Source organism: Streptomyces sp. NPDC087420 (assembly GCF_044744165.1).
In the GTDB taxonomy this organism is placed as follows: domain Bacteria; phylum Actinomycetota; class Actinomycetes; order Streptomycetales; family Streptomycetaceae; genus Streptomyces.
In genome coordinates this window covers 18,523-36,868 of sequence record NZ_JBIUXU010000005.1, presented here as the reverse complement: position 1 = coordinate 36,868, position 18,346 = coordinate 18,523, and the positions used below count along the sequence as shown (strand labels likewise).

The following is an 18,346-nucleotide window of genomic DNA, read 5'->3' as shown; positions in this document are numbered from 1 at the left end:
GGGAGGGCGCGGGTTGACGGAACGTCAGACGCGAGGCTGTGTCGGCCGGTTGGCCGTCAGCGCGATCTGCTTCTTGAGCATCCTGCCGCCGTCGCCGGTCAGCCGGAGGTAGTAGTCGGACGAGCAGCCCGTACCGTCCTCGTCGAGCGCGTAGATCCCCGACCCGGAGGGCACTTCGGCACCGGTCTCGGCGGTCTTGGCGATCTGGTTGCCCTCGTTGTACTCGTCGTACATGGAGATGTAGATCCCCTGGGCGCCGACCCGGACCATGTTGTAGAACTGCCGCCACATGAAGTCGCCGTGCGCGCGCTGCCGTTCCTGGAGGTCGCCGGGGAGCACGCAGGGCTGGTAGTCGATGCCGTGGGCGTTGCAGTCGGCCTGGTCGGGCGTGTTGACGGAGGTGAAGAAGCGGTCGGTGTCGCTCACGTTGCCGATGCGGCCGACCATCCAGGGCGAGATCATGTTGAACGCGTGGTACACGTCGGCGAATCCGGGCCGCGAGTCCTCGTTCCCGCTGCGCCAGTGGGTGGGCACCCCGCCGATCACGTAACAGCCCTGCGCCTTGAACCAGTCGACGACGTCCTTGCACGGGCCCGGCGCGAACGGCCGTCCGTCGTCGTTGAAGCCGAAGCCCCAGATGCAGACGACCGGCTTGCCGTTCTGTACGGCGTAGGCGCCGGACGCGGTGTGCGCCTTCATCTTGTTCGTCCAGTCCTGCTTGATCTCCGACTGCATGTTCGTCCAGCCGGTGACGTCGTACATGATGTAGAACTTCCGGCCGTTGGCCTCCGCCGACTGCCGCACCCGCTGCGCCATCACGTCGCGCGTGGGGCCCTCGCCGCCGAACGGGTTGAACCGCTGGAGCGCGGCGGTGTCGATGTTGTTCTCCCGCATCCACCGGAAGTGGGTGTCGACCGTCTGCTGGTCGTACGACGAGAAGAGGGTCGCGGGCTGGCCCCCGTTGGTGTTCGCGTAAGCGGTGCGGTAGGTGCGGCTGTACTCCCGCATGTCCGGCCACGACTTGATGGTGGTATTGCTCGGCGACGGGGGCTGGCCGGCATTCCTGCTCCAGTGCCACCAGCTATTGATGGGGGCTCCGTCACCGATGCAGGCGAACCATCCCTGATAGCCGACGGTGATTTTCCCGACGACGTCGCCGGGGGGACTCGCGGCGGGTGCGGCGCCCGTGAGGGGGCGGGCCTCGGACGCCATGGCACCCCGCTGGGCAGCGAGAACGCCGCCCACGGAAGCGGATGCGGCCAGCGCGGACGCGATGACCGACCGTCGTGAAATGCTCACGGAGGATATCCTCCCGGTAGTTGTCTGCCAGAAACCTGCGATTCCCTCGGGAGTGGGGGGAGTTATGGGACGGTGGCAGTCCGACCGGCCCCAAGGGCACGCCTGTGCAAGGTAGTCGGGCCCGACATCCCGCACAAGGTGCGTTGTGCATGCATTCTGTCAAGAATGTGCGAAGGTCTGTCAGTTCATTTACTTGCCACTTTCCGTTTCCGGCGAAATGCGGAAAAGCGCGCGGGGAGTTCCGGCAGCGCCCGGCACGCCCGGCGCGCTCCCCTCATGACCCTTTGCGCTCGCTTGCGCACCGAGCGTGCCGGGCATCATCCGGTCGATGGTCGACCTCGTTGAAGGTCGAGGGGGTCAACGGGGGGAGGTGCGCGGTGCACGGACCGGCGACGGCCGGCTGGCTGCTGGTCGCGCTTTGCGCGGGAGCCGGGGGCTACTGCCTGCTCCGCATGCGCGCCGTCGCGGGTGAGGCGCGCGGTACGGCGGGCGGCGAAGCGCTGATGGGATTCGGGATGGCCGCCATGGCCGTCCCCGCGGTGGCGCTGTCACCGCCGCGGTGGGTGTGGTTCGCGTACGCGGCGGTGTTCGGCGCGGCCGCGCTGGGGACGGCCGCCCGGGCGAGGGGCTCGGCGCACCACGCGCACCATCTGCTGGGAATGCTCGCGATGGTCTACATGGCGGGGGCGATGGCCCTGACGCCGGGCGGGGCGCACGGCGTCCACACGGCGGCCGGCGCGCCGCTGGTGACCGGCGGGCTGCTGCTCTACTACACGGTGTACGTGCTGTGGGCGGGCGCCCGCCTGCTGCCGCTGCCGGCCCCGGCGGACGCCGGGGACGCCCGGGGCGGTGGCCCACCCGGCGGCGCGGCCGGGGCGGTGACCGCCGGCTGGGGGGACCGGCCGGAGTTGACGCTGGTCTGCCGGCTCTCGATGGGCCTCGCGATGCTGGCGATGCTGCTGGGCCTGTGAGCGGGGCCGTACCGGCTGAGCCCCCCGTACGGCACCACCTAGGGCGTCTCCGCGAAGTGGCGTCTGGCCCGCGACGCACCTCGCACGGCAGCAGGCACAAAACGTGTCCTGAGTCACATGGGCCGCCGGACCGTACCCCGTCCGGCGCCGCCCTCATAGTCTGGTGACCATGATGGTCTCCTTGGCGCTGCTGCTGCTCGGTGCGCTGGCCGCCGTCGTCGCCCCGAGGCTCCTGGCCCGCGCCGACTGGCCGGAGCGCGAGCCCGTCGTGGCGCTGTGGGTGTGGCAGTGCGTGGTCGCCGCCGTCCTGCTGAGCTTCACCCTCTCCATGACCTTCAGCGCGGCCGCCGCCTGGCAGGCCGTACGGGGACACGTCTTCGCCCCCGCCCCGCGCGGCGTGATGGAGGCGTACGCGCTCGGCACCCACCGCCCGTGGTCCGCCGTGATCGCGGTGGTGCTCTTCGGCGGTGGGCTGTGGACGGCGGCGATGCTGACCCGGGAGATCCACCGTTCCCGCGCGCGGCGCAGGAACGACCGTACGGAACTGCTCCTCCGCTCCCCCGCCCTGCCCGGCGAGGAGTCCGGCGCCGATCCGCTCGTCGTGCTGGAGGGCGAGCGGCCCGACGCCTGGTGGCTGCCGGGCACCGCGCCCCGGCTCGTGATCACCACGGCCGCCCTGCGCCGGCTGAAAGGCCGTCAGCTCGACGCCGTACTGGCCCACGAGGAGGGGCACGCGCGCGCCAGGCACGACTGGCTGCGGCACTGCTCGGCCGCGCTCGCGAACGGCTTTCCGCAGGTGCCGGTGTTCGCGGCGTTCCGCGACCAGATGCACCGGCTGGTCGAACTGGCCGCGGACGACATGGCCTCGCGGCGCTTCGGCCGGCGCACGACCGCCCTCGCGCTGGTCGAACTGAACGAGCACCGCGGGGTGTTCGGGCCCGGAACCACCCCTGACGCGCAGCTGCCGCAGCGGGTGAACCGGCTGCTGGCGCCGGGTCCCCGGCTGACCGTGAGCCGCCGCCTGTGGCTGACCGCCACGGCCACACTGGTCCCGGCAGTCCCCCTGCTGGTCGCCTTCGTACCGGCGCTGCGCGCCCTCGGATAGCTTGGCAGCCTTTCCATCGGCAAGGATCACCCCATGCACTCGCCGCCGATCCACTCCCCCGCGCCGACTCCCCCGGCCCCGCGCCCACTCGTCACCCCCGCGCGTACGGCCGCCGTCCTCGCCGCCGCCTCGGCCGTCCTGGCGGGGCTCGTGGCCGCGGAGTGGGGGCCGCTGCTCTCCTTCGACCGGACCTCCGCCGAACGGCTGCACCGCTGGGCGGTGGCCGAGCCCGGTCTCACCCACACCAACCGGGTGCTGACCGACTGGGTGTGGGATCCGTGGACGATGCGGATCCTCACGGCGGTCGCGGTGATCGCGCTGTGGCTCCAGGGCGCCCGGCTGCTCGCCGCGGCCGTCGTCGTGGGCGCCGCCGTGACCACCGCCCTCCAGCAGGGCCTCAAGGCCGTCGTGGGCCGCGAACGCCCCACCTGGCCCGACCCGGTGGACTCGGCCCACTACGCGTCCTTCCCGTCCGGGCACGCCATGACCGCCACCTTCACCCTGGGGCTGTTCCTGTGGCTCCTGCGGCGCGCCGGTGCGAACGGGTGGCTGTGGGGTACGGCGGTGACCGTCGCGGTCGTCTCCGTGGTGGGCGTGGGCCTGACCCGGCTCTGGCTGGGGGTGCACTGGAGTTCGGACGTGCTGGCCGGCTGGCTGCTGGGCGGGTGCCTCGTCGCACTGTTCATCACCACGTACGGGCGTCTGGCCTTGTCGCGGGGGCGCTGACCCCGGAAGGATCGGGTCCATGACGTTCAAGGGTGTGCTCTTCGACTTCTCCGGAACCCTCTTCCGTATCGAATCGGCGGGATCCTGGCTGCGCGCCGTGCTCGACGAGGCGGGCGCCGCCGTACCGCCCGACGAGGTGCGGCGGTACGCCATGGCGCTCGCCGTGTCCGGGGCGCTGCCGGGCGGCCCCGCGCCGGAGCGGGTCCCGCCGGACCTCGCGGGGCTGTGGGCGACCCGCGACCGGAGCGCGGCGGAGCACCGCGCCGCGTACACGGGGCTGGCCCGTCAGGTGGAACTGCCCGACCCCGCGCTGTACGACGCGCTCTACGAACGCCACATGACCCCGGAGGCGTGGCGTCCGTACGCCGACGCGGGCGCCGTGCTCGGCGCGCTGCGGCAGGGCGGGGTCGGGGTGGCCGTGGTGAGCAATATCGGCTGGGACCTGCGGCCCGTCTTCCGGGCCCACGGCCTGGACGCGCTCGTCGACGCGTACGTGCTGTCGTTCGAGCACGGCGTGCAGAAGCCCGACGAGCGGCTCTTCCGGGCGGCGTGCGAGGAGTTGGGGCAGGACCCGCACGACGTGCTGATGGTCGGGGACGACCGTGCGGCGGACGGCGGGGCGGCCCGGCTGGGGTGCGCGGTGCACTTCGTGGACCATCTGCCGGTCGAGGAACGGCCCTCGGGTCTGCGGCCGGTGATCGCGCTGGCGGGCTGCGGACCGCTCGTGTAGGGGGCGCCGGGGACCTGCGTACGCCTGCCGGACCCGTTCACCCGTACAGGCCGGATCCGTCCACACGTGCAGAGTGAATATGTCCGCGCGGACGGGCCGGACATGGCAGCACGTACAGAAAAAGCCGTCTGCCTCGGGCGATCCCCCGCGTCGCCCAAGGCAGGCGGCAGCCCCGCTGACCAGGCACGAAGAGGCCTGGGACAGGACGCCCTGAGTATACTGGTTGAAAGCCAGTCAACGCAGGAGTCCAGCATGTCCCCGCGGAGCGCATCGGTCAATGAAGAGCTGCGTCGGCGATCCCGGGATCGACTGCTGCAAGCCACCGTGGAGTTGGTCGCCGAGCACGGTTACGAGGCCACGAAGCTCGCCGACATCGCCGACCGGGCCGGTGCCGCGCGGGGTCTGGTGTCGTACTACTTCCCCAGCAAGCGCCAGCTCTTCCAGTCCGCGGTCCACCGGCTGATGCACCGCACGCTGGAGGCGGGGCTGGAGCGCGAGCCGCGTACGGACGACGGCCCCGAGCTGCTGGCGCGCGCGATCGACGCGATCCTCGGACTGGCCGTCGACAGCCCTGTCCTGATGCGGGCCCACATGGCCGGAATTCTCCAGGCCGAGGGCTTCGTACAGTGCCCGGAACAGCAACGTCTCGCGCAGTTGCTGCGCGAGACGGTGGTGCGGTACGGCTCACCGGACGTGGACAGCGACTATCCGCTGTTGCGTGCCCTGCTGATGGGCGCGGTCTTCGCCGTCCTGATACCGGGGGCTCCCATGCCCCGGCAGCGGCTGCGCGACGAGCTGTTCACGCGCTACGGGCTGGCGTGGGAGCTCGGCGTCCCGCCGGGCGGCTGACCGCCCGGCGGAACGGATCGGGGCATCACCCCGCGGCGACCTCAGTCGTCGTGGCGGTCGTGGTGGTCGTGGTCGTCGTCGAAGTAGTCGGGCTGCGTCTGGACGTTGAGCTCGTCGATGCGCACGCGCTTCGCGGGATCCGTCCTGCGGTCGTCGAGCTTCAGGACGTCGAAGCCCTTGGCGATGTCGTTGGAGTAGATGTAGCCGTTGTAGTAGTACGCGGACCAGGAACCGCCGGTCGCGTTGGTGGTGGCGGAGAGGGGACCGCGCTCGAAGTAGCCGATCTCGGTGGGACGCGACGAGTTGGTGAAGTCCCAGACGGATATGCCGCCCTGGTACCACGCCTGGACCATGATGTCGCGGCCCTTGACCGGGATGATCGAGCCGTTGTGGGCGACGCAGTTCTCGGTGCTCCCCTGGTAGCGGGGGATCTTGTAGTAGCTGCGGAAGACCAGCTTGCGGTGGTCGCCGCGGCCCACGATGTCGTAGATGCCGTCGGCGCCCTTGTTCGGGCCGATCGCCTCGTTGCAGGTGGCGGCGCCGCCGCCGCCCAGCTCGTCGGTGAAGACGACCTTGTCGGCGTCCTGGTTGAAGGTGGCCGAGTGCCAGAACGCGAAGTTGACGTTGTCCTGGACGCGGTCGATGACCTTGGGCCGCGCCGGGTTCTTGATGTCGAGGAGGATGCCGTCGCCCATGCAGGCGCCGGCGGCCAGGTCCTTGGAGGGCAGCACGGTGATGTCGTGGCAGCCCGAGGTCGTGGAGACGCCCGGGTTGGTGGTCCCGCCCGGGTTGCCGCCGTCCGGGAAGAGCAGCGGGAAGTTCACGATCGACGACTTCTCGGGGGCCTTGCGCGGCACCTTGATGACGGTGATGCCGTCGTGCGGCGGCTGGCAGTCCGGGAAGCTGGCGCTGGGCGAGTACGAGGAGACGTAGACGTACACGTCCTTGCGCTCGGGCACCAGCGTGTGCGTGTGCGAGCCGCACGCGGTCTCGACGGCGGCGACGTACTTCGGGTTCCGCTTGTCGCTGATGTCGAAGATCTTCATGCCCTCCCAGGAGGACTTCTCCGAGGCCGGCTGCGTCACGCTGGAGCAGGAGTTGTCACTGCGTGAGGAGTCGGTCGACAGGAAGAGGAGATCCCCGGAGACGGTGATGTCGTTCTGGGAACCGGGGCAGAGGACCTGCGCGACGGTCTTGGGGGCCTTCGGGTTGGTGAGGTCGAAGATCCGGAAGCCGTCGTAGTTGCCCGCGAAGGCGTACTTGCCCTGGAACGCGAGGTCCGAGTTGGTCCCGGCGAGCGCGTCCTTGGGGGTGTTGCTCAGGTGCTCGATGTTGCTGCTGTGGACGATCTCGTCCACGCCCGGTATCTCACCGCTCTTGATCGCGGCGCTCGCGTCGGCGATGGCGGCGGCGGAGATCTTCGCCGGAGCGGGTGCGTCACCTGGGTCGGGTGTGGCGACCGCGGGTCCTGCTGCGAGCAGGGTGGCGAAAAGCCCGGCTGCGGCTGCCGCCACGCCCAGACGTCTCCGCCGCACGCGGGTGGTGTGCAACGAGGTCACTGCGTCCTCCCTTTCGTCCGTTCAGAGTTGAACGGCTTACAGACCACGGCAGTATCGTCCCTCCCATGTACATCTCAACAGATGGCAACAGAGACGTAATGAAAGTTTTTGATCACTTGGTCGCGGAAGCGTGTTAGTACGGAGTCTCTTCTAGTCTCTTCTTCGTCTCTTCGAGATCATGTGCCGCAGGAGGTAGCTGTGTTGATCCGCCGCAGGAACCCGCGTTCCCGCGTGGCCGCCGTCGCGACGGCCGTCGCCGTCGCCGTACTCGCCCTGGGAGCCTGCGACTCGGGCGACGACAGTGCTTCCGGTGCGTCAAAGACCAAGGGTGACAAGGGACTTGGGGTGGTGGCACCGGGCAGGCCGGGCGAACCGGCGAAGACCTTGTCGCCCGAGGAGGCGCTCAAGGCCGCACCGGACGACAGCCCCAACTCGGCTGATTTCGCCTATGCGCAGATGATGATCGTGCATCACACGCAGGCGCTGAAGATGACCGAACTTGTCCCGAAGAGGGCAGCTTCGACCTCCGTGAAACGGCTGGCCGAACGCATCGCCTCGGCTCAGAAGCCCGAGATCGACGCGATGGCCGGATGGCTGGAAATCAACGGTGGGGCAAAGAAGACGTCAGGACATGACCATGGCTCGATGCCGGGCATGGCGACCGAGGCGCAGCTGGACCAACTGCGTGCGTCGAAGGGCAAGGCGTTCGACGAGCTCTTCCTGACGCTGATGATCACGCACCACCAGGGGGCGATCACGATGGCGACGGAGGCGTTGTCTTCGGGAAACAACGTGCTGGTCGAGGAGATGGCCGGCGATGTCATCGCGCAGCAGACATCGGAGATGGCGCGGATGCGGGCGCTCTGATCGGGCGGGGTGGGTGTCGTGCGGCGTCCTGTTGCGCCCTGCCGCGTTTCTGCCGCGTCTCGTCGTGCCCTGACGCGTCTCGTCGTGCCCTGTCGGCGTCCTGTCGTGTCCTGACACGTCCTGCCGGTCAGCGGCGGTGGTGACGGGGCGACAGGTGTCCCTCGTCGCGGGCGCCCGCGATCAGCCTGAGTGACTTGCGGCGGCTGAATCCGGTGGCGGACATGACGGCGAGCACCGGGTCCAGGCCGTCGCGCTGGGCCGCGCGGTAGATGTCGGCGACGGTACGGCGGCCGGTGGCGCCGCGGGACGCGGCGGGGTCGGCGCGGTGGCGGCCGGGACCCTCCGGGGGCTCGGCTTCCGGTTCCGGTTCAAGTTCCGGTTCACGTGAGGGTGCGGCTGTCGGGGGGTCGGACACGTCGAGTACGGGCGGCTCCACGGCGGCCGGCTCCGGGGTGGGCCAAGGCTCCGGCGCGGGAAGCGGCTCGGGCGCCGGCGGCGCGTCCTGCCCGGCCACCACCTTGCACGCGTCCTGCAACGGCGCTTCGATCACGCCCGCGAGAGCCGCGAACCCTTCCAGGGCCAGCGGGGGATCGGCCTGCGCGTCCTCGATGGCGATCCGCCCGTCGTGCACCACGGCCAGCACGTCGATCCGGGCGCCGTCGGCGAAGGTCAGCCGGATGTCCACCCACGGGGGGCGGATCTCCCGCCGGGCCGGGCCCACGAGGGGATCTCCGGCCGTGGTGACGGTGCCGTATCCCTGCACTTCCCAGACGGGCCACGCGCCTGTCTCGGACTCGCTCGGTTCGGATCCATCGGGTTCCTGGGCGGACATCCATTTATGTTCCGACACATTCACAACTTAATCAGGCAATCCGTCCTTATTGCCACGGCACGCACGGGGTGGCCGTGACGGCACCCTGTCGGCGCATCGCTCCGCGTGGGGGCGCGGCTTACTGATTGTCCTCAATCGCCGGACGGGCTTGGTTGTGCCCGCTGCGGCCCGGTGGCCTGGTGCGGGTTGTTGCCGGGGGCCGGTCAGGGGTCGTGTCCTGCACTGCATGTTTTACGTCGCGTTCAGCCACACGTTTTGATTGACGATCGCCATGCGACACAAAACACGCTCTACGTTCCGGACACGACCCCTGCCCGTCCCCCTTCCAGGCCCGCGCCAAAACAACCCGGCCCACCCCGGGGCGGGGGAAGTCGTCTCCGCTACCGGGCCCGCGTTGAGGCGTCGGCCCACCCCGGTGCGGGCGGGGTCGTTCAGTCTCCCGTCCGGCGTGAGGGGGGCGGGGTCGGAGGAGGCAGGGGTGTCCGGACGTAAAGCGTCGCAACTCGCGCGAAGCGCGGTGAGGATAGCAGTCCGGACACCCCTGCCTCCGGAGGCCCCGCCCCCCGCCACCACGACAAACCAAGCCCGTCCGGCGATTGAGGACATCAGTAACCGCAACGGACAACGGGCAGACGCAAGCCGCTCAGCTCCCGCCAAGCCGCGCCGTTTGGGCGGACGCGGCGCCCAGCACGCTGTCCAGCAGCCCAGGGAACAGCGCGTCAAGATCCGGCCGCCGCAGCCCGTTCATCTTGGCCGTGCCCCGGTAGATCTGGTGGATCACGCCGTTCTCCCGCAGCACCCGAAAGTGGTACGTCGTCGTGGACTTGGTGATCGGCAGCGGGAACTGCGAACAGGTCAACTCCCCCTCCGCGCCCGCCAGATCCCTGACGATGCTCAGACGCAGCGGGTCGGACAGGGCGTGCAGTACGCCCTCCAGACGGATCTCCGCGCGCAGGGGATGAACCAGTTCGCGCGTGCTGCTCGCGGCACTCATCGGTGGCTCCACTTCGTCGGGAATCCCATTGTACGAGGATTCTCGTAGTTTGACATTCGCCTTACTACGATGCGTATCGTAGTAGCGGCCCGCCACCCGTCACGTCCCGACTGGAGTCCCCCGTGAGCGCACTGTTCGAGCCATACACCCTGCGGTCGCTGACCATCCCCAATCGCGTGTGGATGGCGCCCATGTGCCAGTACTCCGCCGAGGAGACCGGCCCGGACGCGGGTGTGCCCCAGGACTGGCACTTCGCCCACCTCGCCTCCCGCGCCGCCGGTGGTACGGGACTGATCCTCGTCGAGGCCACGGCCGTCAGCCCGGAGGGCCGGATCAGCGTCGCCGACGTCGGCATCTGGAACGACACGCAGGTCGAGGCGTTCCGCCGGATCACCCGCTTCCTCGCCTCGCAGGGCACGGTCTCCGGCATTCAGCTCGCTCACGCCGGGCGAAAAGCATCGACCGACCGGCCCTGGAAGGGCGGCGGCCCGGTCGCCCCCGACGCCAACGGCTGGGAGGTGCTCGCGCCGAGCCCCGTGCCGTTCGCGGATGGGCATCTGGTGCCGGCCGAGCTGACGGTGGAACAGATCCAGGCGATCGTGGAGCAGTTCGGGGCGGCGGCCCGGCGGGCCCGCGAGGCCGGGTTCCAGGTCGTGGAGGTGCACGGCGCGCACGGCTACCTGGTCGGCCAGTTCCTCTCCCCGCACAGCAACAAGCGCACGGATTCCTACGGCGGTTCGTACGAGAACCGCACGCGGTTCGCCCTGGAGGTCGTGGACGCGATCCGGGCGGAGTGGCCCGGGGATCTGCCCGTCTTCTTCCGCATCTCCGCCACCGACTGGCTCGACGAGGACGGCTGGACCGTGGACGAGACCGTACGGCTGGCGGACGACCTGCTGGCGCACGGCGTGGACCTGCTTGACGTGTCCAGCGGCGGCAACGCGGCGCACGCACGCATCCCGGTCGGCCCCGGCTACCAGGTGCCGTTCGCGGCCCGCGTCAGGGCGGAGACCCGGATGCCCGTGGCGGCCGTCGGCCTGATCACCGAGCCGGAGCAGGCGGAGAAGATCGTCGCCAACGGCGAGGCGGACGCGGTGCTGCTCGGCAGGGAGCTGTTGCGCGACCCCTACTGGGCCCGCCGCGCGGCACGCGAACTGGGCGGCACGGTGCGCACCCCGCCGCAGTACGCGCGCGCCCACTGATTTGCCGCCCCTCCTCGCCGGCCGGCCCGGGGAGCCGAGCCGTACGGTGCGTCAGGTCCGCACCGTACGGCGGCGTACGGGTCTTACCGCCGTTCAGGCCGTCAGGAAGTCGGTCAGCACCTCGTTCACCGTGTCGGGGCGCTCCAGATAGCCGTAGTGGCCGCAGTCGGGTATCTCGGTGTACCGGGCGCACGGAATCGCCTCGGCGAGTTCCCGTGACAGGTGCGGGCGGACGGCCAGGTCGTCCCGGAAGCCGATGACCAGGCAGGGGCGGTCGATCGCCCGGTAGTGCGCGAGGCGGTTCGGGATGACCTCCAGGCCGAGCTGCCGCCGGAGCGCCGCCGGGTCGGGCGCGGTCATCTCCAGTACGGCGAGCCAGTCCCGTAACTTCGCCTCGTCGTTCAGCGTGCGCGGGGCGAGGTTCTGCAGCGCGAGCTGGTACGCGGCCACGGCGGGCGGGAGCTTGACGCCGCCGCGCGCGAGTTCGAGGTCGGCGGCGGCCATGGCCCTGATCAGTTCGTCCGCGCGACCGCAGCTCGACATGAGGACCGCCCGGCTGACTAGGTCGGGGCGGGCCAGCAGAAGTTCCTGCACGATGACACCGCCCAGCGAGTGGCCGACCACCCGGCAGGGCCCCTCCCCCAGGTGCTCGATCAGGGCCGCGACGTCCGCGACCAGGTCGTCCAGGGTGAACCGACGGGCTCCGGCGACGGTCATCCCGCTGCCCCGGTTGTCGACGGTGATCACCCGGAGGCCGGCCTTCCGCAGCGCGGGCACCTGGTGGGCGCGCCAGACGCGGCCCGGCGCGCCCGTTCCGGCCACCATCACCACCGGTTCACCACGACCGTGGTCCTCGAACCAGAGATCCACTCCGTTGACGTGCGCCATCGGCATCGGTGTACTCCTTCCCCGCGCGTCGGCCGGAGGCCCGGCCCTGATCTCACCGCTCAGTCGGCCGGGGCGCGGCCCGCCGTCACGAGGAGCCCGCCGCGAACCTGCCCACCTTGCCGATCACATCGGCCCCGTACAGGCGCAGCGCCTGCTGGAGCGCGAACTCGGCCATGTACGCGCGGAAGGCGTCCACCGGCTCCTCGGCGAGGTTGAGCATGTGCCGGTTGACCAACACCGCCTCACCGTCGAGCCGCGCCAGGCTGCGTTCCACGGCGGCGTCCAACTCCTCGGGCTCCACGACCTCGTCGACCAGCAGCCGGGCCGCCGGTTCCGACGCCCGGACCCGGCGGCCCTCCAGGATGATCTGGCGGGACAGCCGTGGTCCCCCGGAGCGGCCGAGGCGGAAGTTGGCGACCCCGGGGACGATCCCCTCCTTCGCCGCCGGAAGGCTGAAGTAGGCGTCCGAGGCGGCGAGGACGTGGTCGAAGACCAGGAGCAGCTGCGCGCCGCCGCCGATCGCGAAGCCGTCGACGGCGGCGACCCAGGGCTTCTCCGCGTACGGCATGTGCCAGGCGGTGGGACCGTCGACCCGGATGCCACGGACCAGCTTGTGGACGTAGCCCAGCTCGCGGCGCAGCAGGAAGTCGACCAGGGAGATGCCGCCGGAGCTGAGGTTCTTCAGGTTGATGCCCGCGCTGAAGATCCGCCTGCCCCGGTAGCGGGGGTGGCTCATCTCGCCGCCCCGCACCAGGCCCACCCGGACTCCTGGGTCGAGCAGGGCGAGGTCGACGGCCGTCTCCATGTCGTCGACCTGCTGGTTGTCCTCCGCGTTGAGACAGTCGTCCCGGCACAGGGTCAGCCGGGCGACCCCGTCGCGGCGCTCCAGCCGTACCGCCTTCATCCGGACCGTTCCCGTCCGGCGGAACTCCGGCAGCAGGGCGAGTGCGCGGTCCGTGGGACGGAGCATGGACGCGAGGAGGTGGGGTCCGGCGACGGGCGAGCGCAGGACGGCCCGGAGGAAGATGCCCTGGTCGATCTCGTGGCCTTCCTTGTCGGCCTGCGGCCGGCCGTTCTCCCGCTCCAGCAGCTCCGCCGTCGGCACCAGTCCGGGATAGGCGGTCGCTGCCGCCGCGACCAGTTCGTCGATGCGCGGTTCGCGGGTACGTCCGTCGGTGAGGCGGTCGTAGACGGCGTCGGCGTGCCTCTGGAGGAACCCGGACCGCTCCGCGCGCGCCCGGTTCTTCGCGGCGTCGGCCACGGCCCGCTGCGCGGCGGTGCGCCGCGCGGGGGCCGGTAGCGGGGTCAGCGTCCTCTCCGCCTGTTCCACCGCCTCGGTCAGGGCGTGCCACCCGTCGAGCGTCGATCCGCGCAGGGGCGGCGCCGTCGTCATGCGGCCTCCTCGGCGGCGGCGGAGCGCCGCAAGGCACGGTCGCAGGCGGCCAGGTGGGGGCCGAGGGCATCTTCGAAGCTCGTGTGCTGCGCGTCGAACAACAGCTGGCGCCGGATGGCCAGTTCCTTGCCGGACAGCTCTTCGATCAGCTGCTCCGTGGCGGCGGCCGCCGCGTCCGGGCCTTCGGCCACTTCGTCGACGATGCCCAGCTCCAGCGCCTCGGACGCGGTAAGGGGATGGCCGAAGAGCACACTGCGGCGCACCCGGGCGGCCCCGGCGAGCCGGACGAGCCGGAAGGTGGCCATGCCGGGCCAGGTCGACTCCCCGTCGAAGGGCACGAGCAGCCGGGTGTCCGGGGTGGCGATGCGGATGTCGGCGACGAGGAACACGTCGAGGGCCACTCCGCCGCAGTCGCCGGTCGCGAGGGCGACCGTCCCGGCGGGCAGCCGCTCCAGCCGGCGCAGCACCCGCTCCCACTTTGTGACCAGCGCGACGTCCAGGGTGTCCGTCCAGCCCGGTCCCGGCGCTCCGGTGACGCGCAGGGTGACGGTCCCCCCGGTGTCCCGGTCCTCGGCCCGGTCGCACAGGACGGCCAGGTCCTTGACGGTGCCGGCCGTGAGCGGCCGGGTCCCGTCGACGGTCAGTGTCAGTACACCGCTCGCGTCGCTCACCGCACCCACCGCGTTCACAGCACTCACAGCACTCACGTCGCTCGTTTCTCGCATGGTGTTCTCCCCCGTCGTCACCACTGGACCAGCGCCGTTTCCAGCGTGGATCCCGGTCCCATCGTCATCAGCACGCCGTAGTCTCCGGGCCTGGTCACCCGCTCGTCGAGCAGCCGTTCGTACGAGAAGAGGAACGAGCCGCTCGACACATTGCCGTAGTCCCTGAGCACTCCGGTGGTGTGCCGCAGGTCGTGGCGGGTCAGCCCCAGATTGACGGTGACCGCGTCGATGACCTTCTTGCCGCCCGAGTGCACCAGCCAGTGGCCGATGTCGCTGCGGCGCAGGCCGGTGTCCGCGAGCAGGCGGTCGACGACGATCTCGGCGTGGGCGCCGACGACGTACGGGATCTGCGGGTCGAGGTAGAAGCTGAACCGGTCCAGCTCGCGGTCCCAGTCGTAGCGCATCGCGTCGATCGCCTCGGGAATGAGGCAGCTGGCGAACTTGAGGACGGTCGGCCCCTCCGTGACCCCCGACACCTCGTCACCGGCCCCCGACAGGAGGGCGATCGCCCCGGATCCGTCACCGAAGAGGCTGTTGACGACGGCCGTACGCATCGAGGAGTCCATCGCGTACGCGGCGGAGCAGGCCTCGGCGCAGAGCACCACGGCGAGTTCGCCGGGGTGGGCGGCGGACCAGCCGGCCACGACGTTCAGCGCGTTGAGGCCCGCGTTGCAGCCCATGCCGACGATGTCGCTGCGGCTGCAATGGCGGTCGATGCCCAGTTCGCGGATCAGCAGGGCGCTCAGGCCGGGGGTGAGGAAGCCGGTGGAGGACACGCAGCACAGGTGACGCAGGTCGGACAGTTCGGCGCCGGCCCGCTTCAGGCAGGCGCGCAGCGCCTCGGCGCCCATGCCGACGGCCATGGCCTTGTGCTTGTCCAGCAGGTCGCCCTGCGGCTCCGGGTGGCGGACGCCGTCGGCGCCGGGTTCGGGCAGGGTCAGATGGCGCCGGTCGATGGCGCTGTTGCGGAAGACGGAGCCGATCTTCGGGTCGGTGATGCCGAAGGCGTCGAGCACCTCCTGCTGGGTGTAGACGGTGGGCGAGGCGGCGGTGCCCACGCCCACGATCCGCGGCCGGTACTGCGTCTTGAGGGAGCCGTCCCCGGTCAGGGCCGGACGGTGTCCGAGCGACTCGGGCCGGTCGGGATCATCGAGCTGGTCGAGCTGGTCGAGGCTTGTGCTCATCGGAACGTCCATCCCCACATGCGCGGCTTGCTGCGCGGTTTCCGTGCGCTGATACCGGCCACTTGCCTTCGTCGCCTTTCCGTGCGGAAACGGTCGGAACATTGAATTTCGACGCGTTGATTTCGACGGCCAGGATCACACGATTTCCACCGGGGTCACAATGCTGTCCAACAGGCCGGAATGCACACTTGGACGGGGCTTGACGGCGAGTTCCCCACGCGACGGAAATGCCGTACGTTTTTATTGACCCTCAACTTCCGGCAGGCCGTGCGGCCACCTTGTGGAATGCCTGCCGCCGGATGGGGGCCGGGGCGGGGGCCGCGCACTCGGGCGGCGCCGCCGGCTCGGCGGCCCAGCCCTCGTCGCGGAGGATACGGAGCACGGGCGCCACCAGCTCGGGCGAGATCGGTACCCGTACCTCCAGCGCCCCGCCGGCCGCGTCGCCCCCGGCCGCCAGGACCACCGTGTCCTCCGGGATGACGCCGAACTCCCCCACCCGGCGCAGCAGTTCGGGCAGCGCACCGGCACGCCCCGGGACGGCCACCAGGATCCCGTCGCCGGTGGCCGCGCCGTCCGCCCGGTTCGCGGGCAGCTCGGCCACGCCCTCGACGCCTCGGTCGAGCAGATCCAGCAGCGTCCCCAGCCCGCGATCGGCACCGCCCCGGGCACCGGCAGCGGCACCGGCTTGGGCAGCGCCAGCGACATCGGCAGCGACATCGACACCAGGGCCGAGACCGGGTACGGGCACGGATACGGCTCCCGGAGCCGCTTCCGGATCCGCTTCCGCGAGCAGCTCGAACGCCGTCACCAGCCGGGACAGGTCGGCGTGCAACTCCCTGACGACCCCCACGATGGCCGGGGCGTTGGCCTGGAGAATGTCGCCCCACAGCCGTGAGTCGCCACCCGCGATCCGGGTGACGTCCCGCACCCCCTGCCCGGCGAACCGGGACATCCCGTCGGGCCCCTCGCGCAGACGCGCGGCCATCAGGCTGGCCACCAGGTGCGGCACGTGCGAGGTCAGGGCCACCGCGTCGTCATGGTCACGGCCGTGGGTCAGCACCGGGACCCCGCCGCACAGTTCGACCAACTCCCTGGCGAACCTCAGCGCCAGGTCCGAGGTGCACGCCGACGGGGTGAGCACCCAGGGCCGGCCGTGGAACAGGTCGGCCCGCGCGGCCAGCGGGCCGGAGCGTTCACGGCCCGCCATCGGGTGCCCGCCGACGAAGCGGGCAGGGTCGGGAGCCTGGCTGAGCACCATCCGTACCGGCAGGGACTTCACGCTGGCCACATCGGTGTAACTGCGGGCGAGAAACCGGCGCTGGGCCCGTGCCAGCACCCCGCCGACCATGCTGGGCGGCACCGCGAGGACCGCCAGGTCCACCGGTCCGACGGGCTCTTCCGCCAGCCCGGCCCCCAGCGCCGCCGCCGTCCGCGCGGCCACCGGGTCGCGGTCGGACAGGAAGACCGTCACCCCGCGCAGCCTCGCGGCCAGCGCCACCGACGTTCCGATCAGTCCCGTACCGACGACGGCCATCGTGCGGACCATGAACATCACTCCGTCCAAAAGGCGTCGACGTGCGAGTGAAATGCGGAACGAGTTTATGAACCAGCCCTGTCCGACTACCAGAGCGGAAGAATACCGGTACGGGTTCGCCCGATCCCTTTCTCTCCGACCACCACCATCCTTCCCGAGTGTCCGGCCCCGAGTGTCCAACCAATACCGCCCGGTGTTCGTGGCCCAATCCACGGGGCGCGTCCTACAGTGCAGAAAACTCGCTCCTTTTCCGTTTGGGGGACACATGCGGGACATATCGAGCACCGGGGCCGCCGATCCGCTCGGCGACCTCTCCGTCGACCACGTCGAGCTGTACGTCGGGCATCTGGAGGAGGCGGTGTTCGACTGGGTCGACCGGTACGCCTTCACCGTCGCCGGCACCGGCGGCTCGGCCGACCACCGCAGCATCGCCCTGCGCCATGGCCGGATCACACTCGTCCTGACCCAGGCGACCTCGGACCACCACCCCGCCTCCGCCTACGTCGCCGAGCACGGCGACGGCGTCGCGGACATCGCGCTGCGTACGGCGGACGTGGGAGCCGCGTTCGCCGCCGCCGTCGCCAACGGCGCCCGGGGCCGCCGCGGTCCGACCCGGCACGCGGACGGTGGCGCGGGCACGGCGGGGGGTCCCCGGGCCAGCGCCGTGATCAAGGGCTTCGGCGACGTCGTACACACGCTGGTACAGCGCGCTCCGGGCGAGGGCCCGGGGCTACCGTCGGGGTTCGTACCGGCGCTGCGCGCCCCCGACGAGGGCGCCGCTGACGTGGGCCTGCTGGACATCGATCATTTCGCGGTCTGCCTGAACACCGGCGACCTGGGGCCCACCGTCGACTACTACATGCGCGTGCTGGGGTTCCTCGACGTTTTCGAGGAGCACATCGTAGTGGGCGCCCAGGCCATGGATTCGAAGGTCGTACAGAGTCCGTCCGGCTCGGTCACCCTGACACTGATCCAGCCCGACGCGTCCGCCCAGCCCGGACAGATCGACGAGTTCCTCAAGGGACATCAGGGGGCCGGCGTCCAGCACGTGGCGTTCTCGTCCGGGGACGCGGTCCGCTCCGTACGGGCGCTGGGGCGGCGCGGGGTCAGCTTCCTGAACACGCCGTCCACCTACTACGACCTGCTCGGCGAGCGCATCCCCCTGTCCCCGGGCCGACTGGCGGACCTGCGGGCCACCCACGTGCTGGCGGACGCCGACCACGGGGGGCAGCTGTTCCAGATCTTCACCGCCTCCACCCACCCGCGGCACACCCTGTTCTTCGAGGTCATCGAGCGGCAGGGCGCCGAGACCTTCGGCAGCTCCAACATCAAGGCGTTGTACGAGGCCGTGGAGATGGAGCGAACGGGCCAGCGCGGCTTCCAGCCCTGACGCTCACCCGGCGGGGAACAGAACAGGGGAGAACGAACAGGGGCCGGGGGTACGGGGAGGCCGCCACGCGACATTCCGTGGCGGCCTCCCCGTACCCC

Annotated in this window: 17 protein-coding genes; 8 read left to right on the top strand and 9 right to left on the bottom strand. The window is 70.8% G+C overall.

What is annotated here, in order from left to right:
* Positions 1-24: 24 nt before the first annotated feature.
* Positions 25-1,299: a glycoside hydrolase family 71/99-like protein gene (locus ACIO1C_RS11120; RefSeq protein ID WP_401861121.1), complete on the bottom strand. Its 1,275-nt coding sequence runs from the start codon at positions 1,297-1,299 to the stop codon at positions 25-27.
* Positions 1,300-1,676: 377 nt separating this feature from the next.
* Here ACIO1C_RS11120 and ACIO1C_RS11115 point away from each other — a divergent pair, with 377 nt between their 5' ends.
* From ACIO1C_RS11115 to ACIO1C_RS11095, 5 genes are all read left to right on the top strand, one after another.
* On the top strand, positions 1,677-2,270 hold the full coding sequence (locus ACIO1C_RS11115; RefSeq protein WP_401861118.1) for a DUF5134 domain-containing protein: 594 nt from the start codon (positions 1,677-1,679) through the stop codon (positions 2,268-2,270).
* A 169-nt stretch (positions 2,271-2,439) separates the two neighbouring features.
* Complete coding sequence (locus ACIO1C_RS11110; RefSeq protein WP_401861115.1) at positions 2,440-3,375, top strand: M56 family metallopeptidase; 936 nt, start codon at positions 2,440-2,442, stop codon at positions 3,373-3,375.
* Positions 3,376-3,408: 33 nt separating this feature from the next.
* A complete protein-coding gene (locus ACIO1C_RS11105; protein ID WP_401861112.1) occupies positions 3,409-4,101 on the top strand; it encodes a phosphatase PAP2 family protein in 693 nt (230 codons plus the stop codon).
* Positions 4,102-4,120: 19 nt separating this feature from the next.
* A complete protein-coding gene (locus tag ACIO1C_RS11100) occupies positions 4,121-4,831 on the top strand; it encodes an HAD family hydrolase (RefSeq protein ID WP_401861110.1) in 711 nt (236 codons plus the stop codon).
* A gap of 252 nt (positions 4,832-5,083) precedes the next feature.
* The gene (locus ACIO1C_RS11095) at positions 5,084-5,680 is read left to right on the top strand and encodes a TetR/AcrR family transcriptional regulator (protein WP_401861107.1); all 597 of its coding nucleotides are present in this window, start codon (positions 5,084-5,086) and stop codon (positions 5,678-5,680) included.
* 41 nt (positions 5,681-5,721) lie between these two features.
* Here the strand turns inward: ACIO1C_RS11095 and ACIO1C_RS11090 are convergent, their stop codons facing one another.
* Positions 5,722-7,239 carry an LVIVD repeat-containing protein gene (locus ACIO1C_RS11090; RefSeq protein ID WP_401861104.1) on the bottom strand — a complete coding sequence of 506 codons (1,518 nt, stop codon included), beginning with the start codon at positions 7,237-7,239 and terminating at the stop codon, positions 5,722-5,724.
* Positions 7,240-7,437: 198 nt separating this feature from the next.
* On the opposite strand from ACIO1C_RS11090, the gene ACIO1C_RS11085 reads away from it, so the two are divergent.
* Positions 7,438-8,106, top strand: coding sequence for a DUF305 domain-containing protein (locus ACIO1C_RS11085; protein ID WP_401861103.1), 669 nt, complete (start codon positions 7,438-7,440; stop codon positions 8,104-8,106).
* 127 nt (positions 8,107-8,233) lie between these two features.
* Here ACIO1C_RS11085 and ACIO1C_RS11080 read toward each other — a convergent pair whose 3' ends face one another.
* Together ACIO1C_RS11080 and ACIO1C_RS11075 are read right to left on the bottom strand one after the other, a co-directional pair.
* Positions 8,234-8,938 (bottom strand): DUF6214 family protein, encoded by a 705-nt coding sequence (locus ACIO1C_RS11080; protein ID WP_401861100.1) that lies wholly within the window; start codon positions 8,936-8,938, stop codon positions 8,234-8,236.
* Between the two features lie 643 nt (positions 8,939-9,581).
* Positions 9,582-9,932 (bottom strand): ArsR/SmtB family transcription factor, encoded by a 351-nt coding sequence (locus ACIO1C_RS11075; protein WP_401861097.1) that lies wholly within the window; start codon positions 9,930-9,932, stop codon positions 9,582-9,584.
* 122 nt (positions 9,933-10,054) lie between these two features.
* Between ACIO1C_RS11075 and ACIO1C_RS11070 the strand changes: the two genes are divergently transcribed.
* Positions 10,055-11,134, top strand: coding sequence for an NADH:flavin oxidoreductase/NADH oxidase (locus tag ACIO1C_RS11070; protein WP_401861094.1), 1,080 nt, complete (start codon positions 10,055-10,057; stop codon positions 11,132-11,134).
* A gap of 93 nt (positions 11,135-11,227) precedes the next feature.
* Here ACIO1C_RS11070 and ACIO1C_RS11065 read toward each other — a convergent pair whose 3' ends face one another.
* The 5 genes from ACIO1C_RS11065 to ACIO1C_RS11045 form a co-directional block, all read right to left on the bottom strand.
* The gene (locus ACIO1C_RS11065) at positions 11,228-12,028 is read right to left on the bottom strand and encodes an alpha/beta hydrolase (RefSeq protein WP_327237966.1); all 801 of its coding nucleotides are present in this window, start codon (positions 12,026-12,028) and stop codon (positions 11,228-11,230) included.
* Between the two features lie 79 nt (positions 12,029-12,107).
* Positions 12,108-13,415 (bottom strand): (3,5-dihydroxyphenyl)acetyl-CoA 1,2-dioxygenase DpgC, encoded by a 1,308-nt coding sequence (gene dpgC, locus ACIO1C_RS11060; protein ID WP_401861092.1) that lies wholly within the window; start codon positions 13,413-13,415, stop codon positions 12,108-12,110.
* The gene (gene dpgB / locus ACIO1C_RS11055; protein ID WP_401861089.1) at positions 13,412-14,113 is read right to left on the bottom strand and encodes an enoyl-CoA-hydratase DpgB; all 702 of its coding nucleotides are present in this window, start codon (positions 14,111-14,113) and stop codon (positions 13,412-13,414) included. Before dpgB ends, dpgC begins: the two co-directional genes overlap by 4 nt.
* A gap of 44 nt (positions 14,114-14,157) precedes the next feature.
* Complete coding sequence (gene dpgA / locus ACIO1C_RS11050) at positions 14,158-15,324, bottom strand: 3,5-dihydroxyphenylacetyl-CoA synthase DpgA (protein ID WP_401861086.1); 1,167 nt, start codon at positions 15,322-15,324, stop codon at positions 14,158-14,160.
* Between the two features lie 250 nt (positions 15,325-15,574).
* Positions 15,575-16,870 carry a prephenate dehydrogenase gene (locus ACIO1C_RS11045; RefSeq protein WP_401861083.1) on the bottom strand — a complete coding sequence of 432 codons (1,296 nt, stop codon included), beginning with the start codon at positions 16,868-16,870 and terminating at the stop codon, positions 15,575-15,577.
* Positions 16,871-17,123: 253 nt separating this feature from the next.
* On the opposite strand from ACIO1C_RS11045, the gene hppD reads away from it, so the two are divergent.
* Complete coding sequence (gene hppD, locus ACIO1C_RS11040) at positions 17,124-18,248, top strand: 4-hydroxyphenylpyruvate dioxygenase (protein ID WP_401861081.1); 1,125 nt, start codon at positions 17,124-17,126, stop codon at positions 18,246-18,248.
* The last annotated feature ends 98 nt before the right edge of the window (positions 18,249-18,346 follow it).

What these genes read in the sequence shown, in the direction of transcription:
- dpgA (WP_401861086.1), bottom strand. Translation starts at nt 15,324, where the DNA reads ATGAGCACAAGCCTCGACCAGCTCGACCAGCTCGATGATCCCGACCGG.
- ACIO1C_RS11110 (WP_401861115.1), top strand. Translation starts at nt 2,440, where the DNA reads ATGATGGTCTCCTTGGCGCTGCTGCTGCTCGGTGCGCTGGCCGCCGTC.
- ACIO1C_RS11075 (WP_401861097.1), bottom strand. Translation starts at nt 9,932, where the DNA reads ATGAGTGCCGCGAGCAGCACGCGCGAACTGGTTCATCCCCTGCGCGCG.
- dpgC (WP_401861092.1), bottom strand. Translation starts at nt 13,415, where the DNA reads ATGACGACGGCGCCGCCCCTGCGCGGATCGACGCTCGACGGGTGGCAC.
- ACIO1C_RS11100 (WP_401861110.1), top strand. Translation starts at nt 4,121, where the DNA reads ATGACGTTCAAGGGTGTGCTCTTCGACTTCTCCGGAACCCTCTTCCGT.
- ACIO1C_RS11095 (WP_401861107.1), top strand. Translation starts at nt 5,084, where the DNA reads ATGTCCCCGCGGAGCGCATCGGTCAATGAAGAGCTGCGTCGGCGATCC.
- hppD (WP_401861081.1), top strand. Translation starts at nt 17,124, where the DNA reads ATGCGGGACATATCGAGCACCGGGGCCGCCGATCCGCTCGGCGACCTC.
- ACIO1C_RS11045 (WP_401861083.1), bottom strand. Translation starts at nt 16,870, where the DNA reads ATGGTCCGCACGATGGCCGTCGTCGGTACGGGACTGATCGGAACGTCG.
- ACIO1C_RS11105 (WP_401861112.1), top strand. Translation starts at nt 3,409, where the DNA reads ATGCACTCGCCGCCGATCCACTCCCCCGCGCCGACTCCCCCGGCCCCG.
- ACIO1C_RS11080 (WP_401861100.1), bottom strand. Translation starts at nt 8,938, where the DNA reads ATGTCCGCCCAGGAACCCGATGGATCCGAACCGAGCGAGTCCGAGACA.
- ACIO1C_RS11065 (WP_327237966.1), bottom strand. Translation starts at nt 12,028, where the DNA reads ATGCCGATGGCGCACGTCAACGGAGTGGATCTCTGGTTCGAGGACCAC.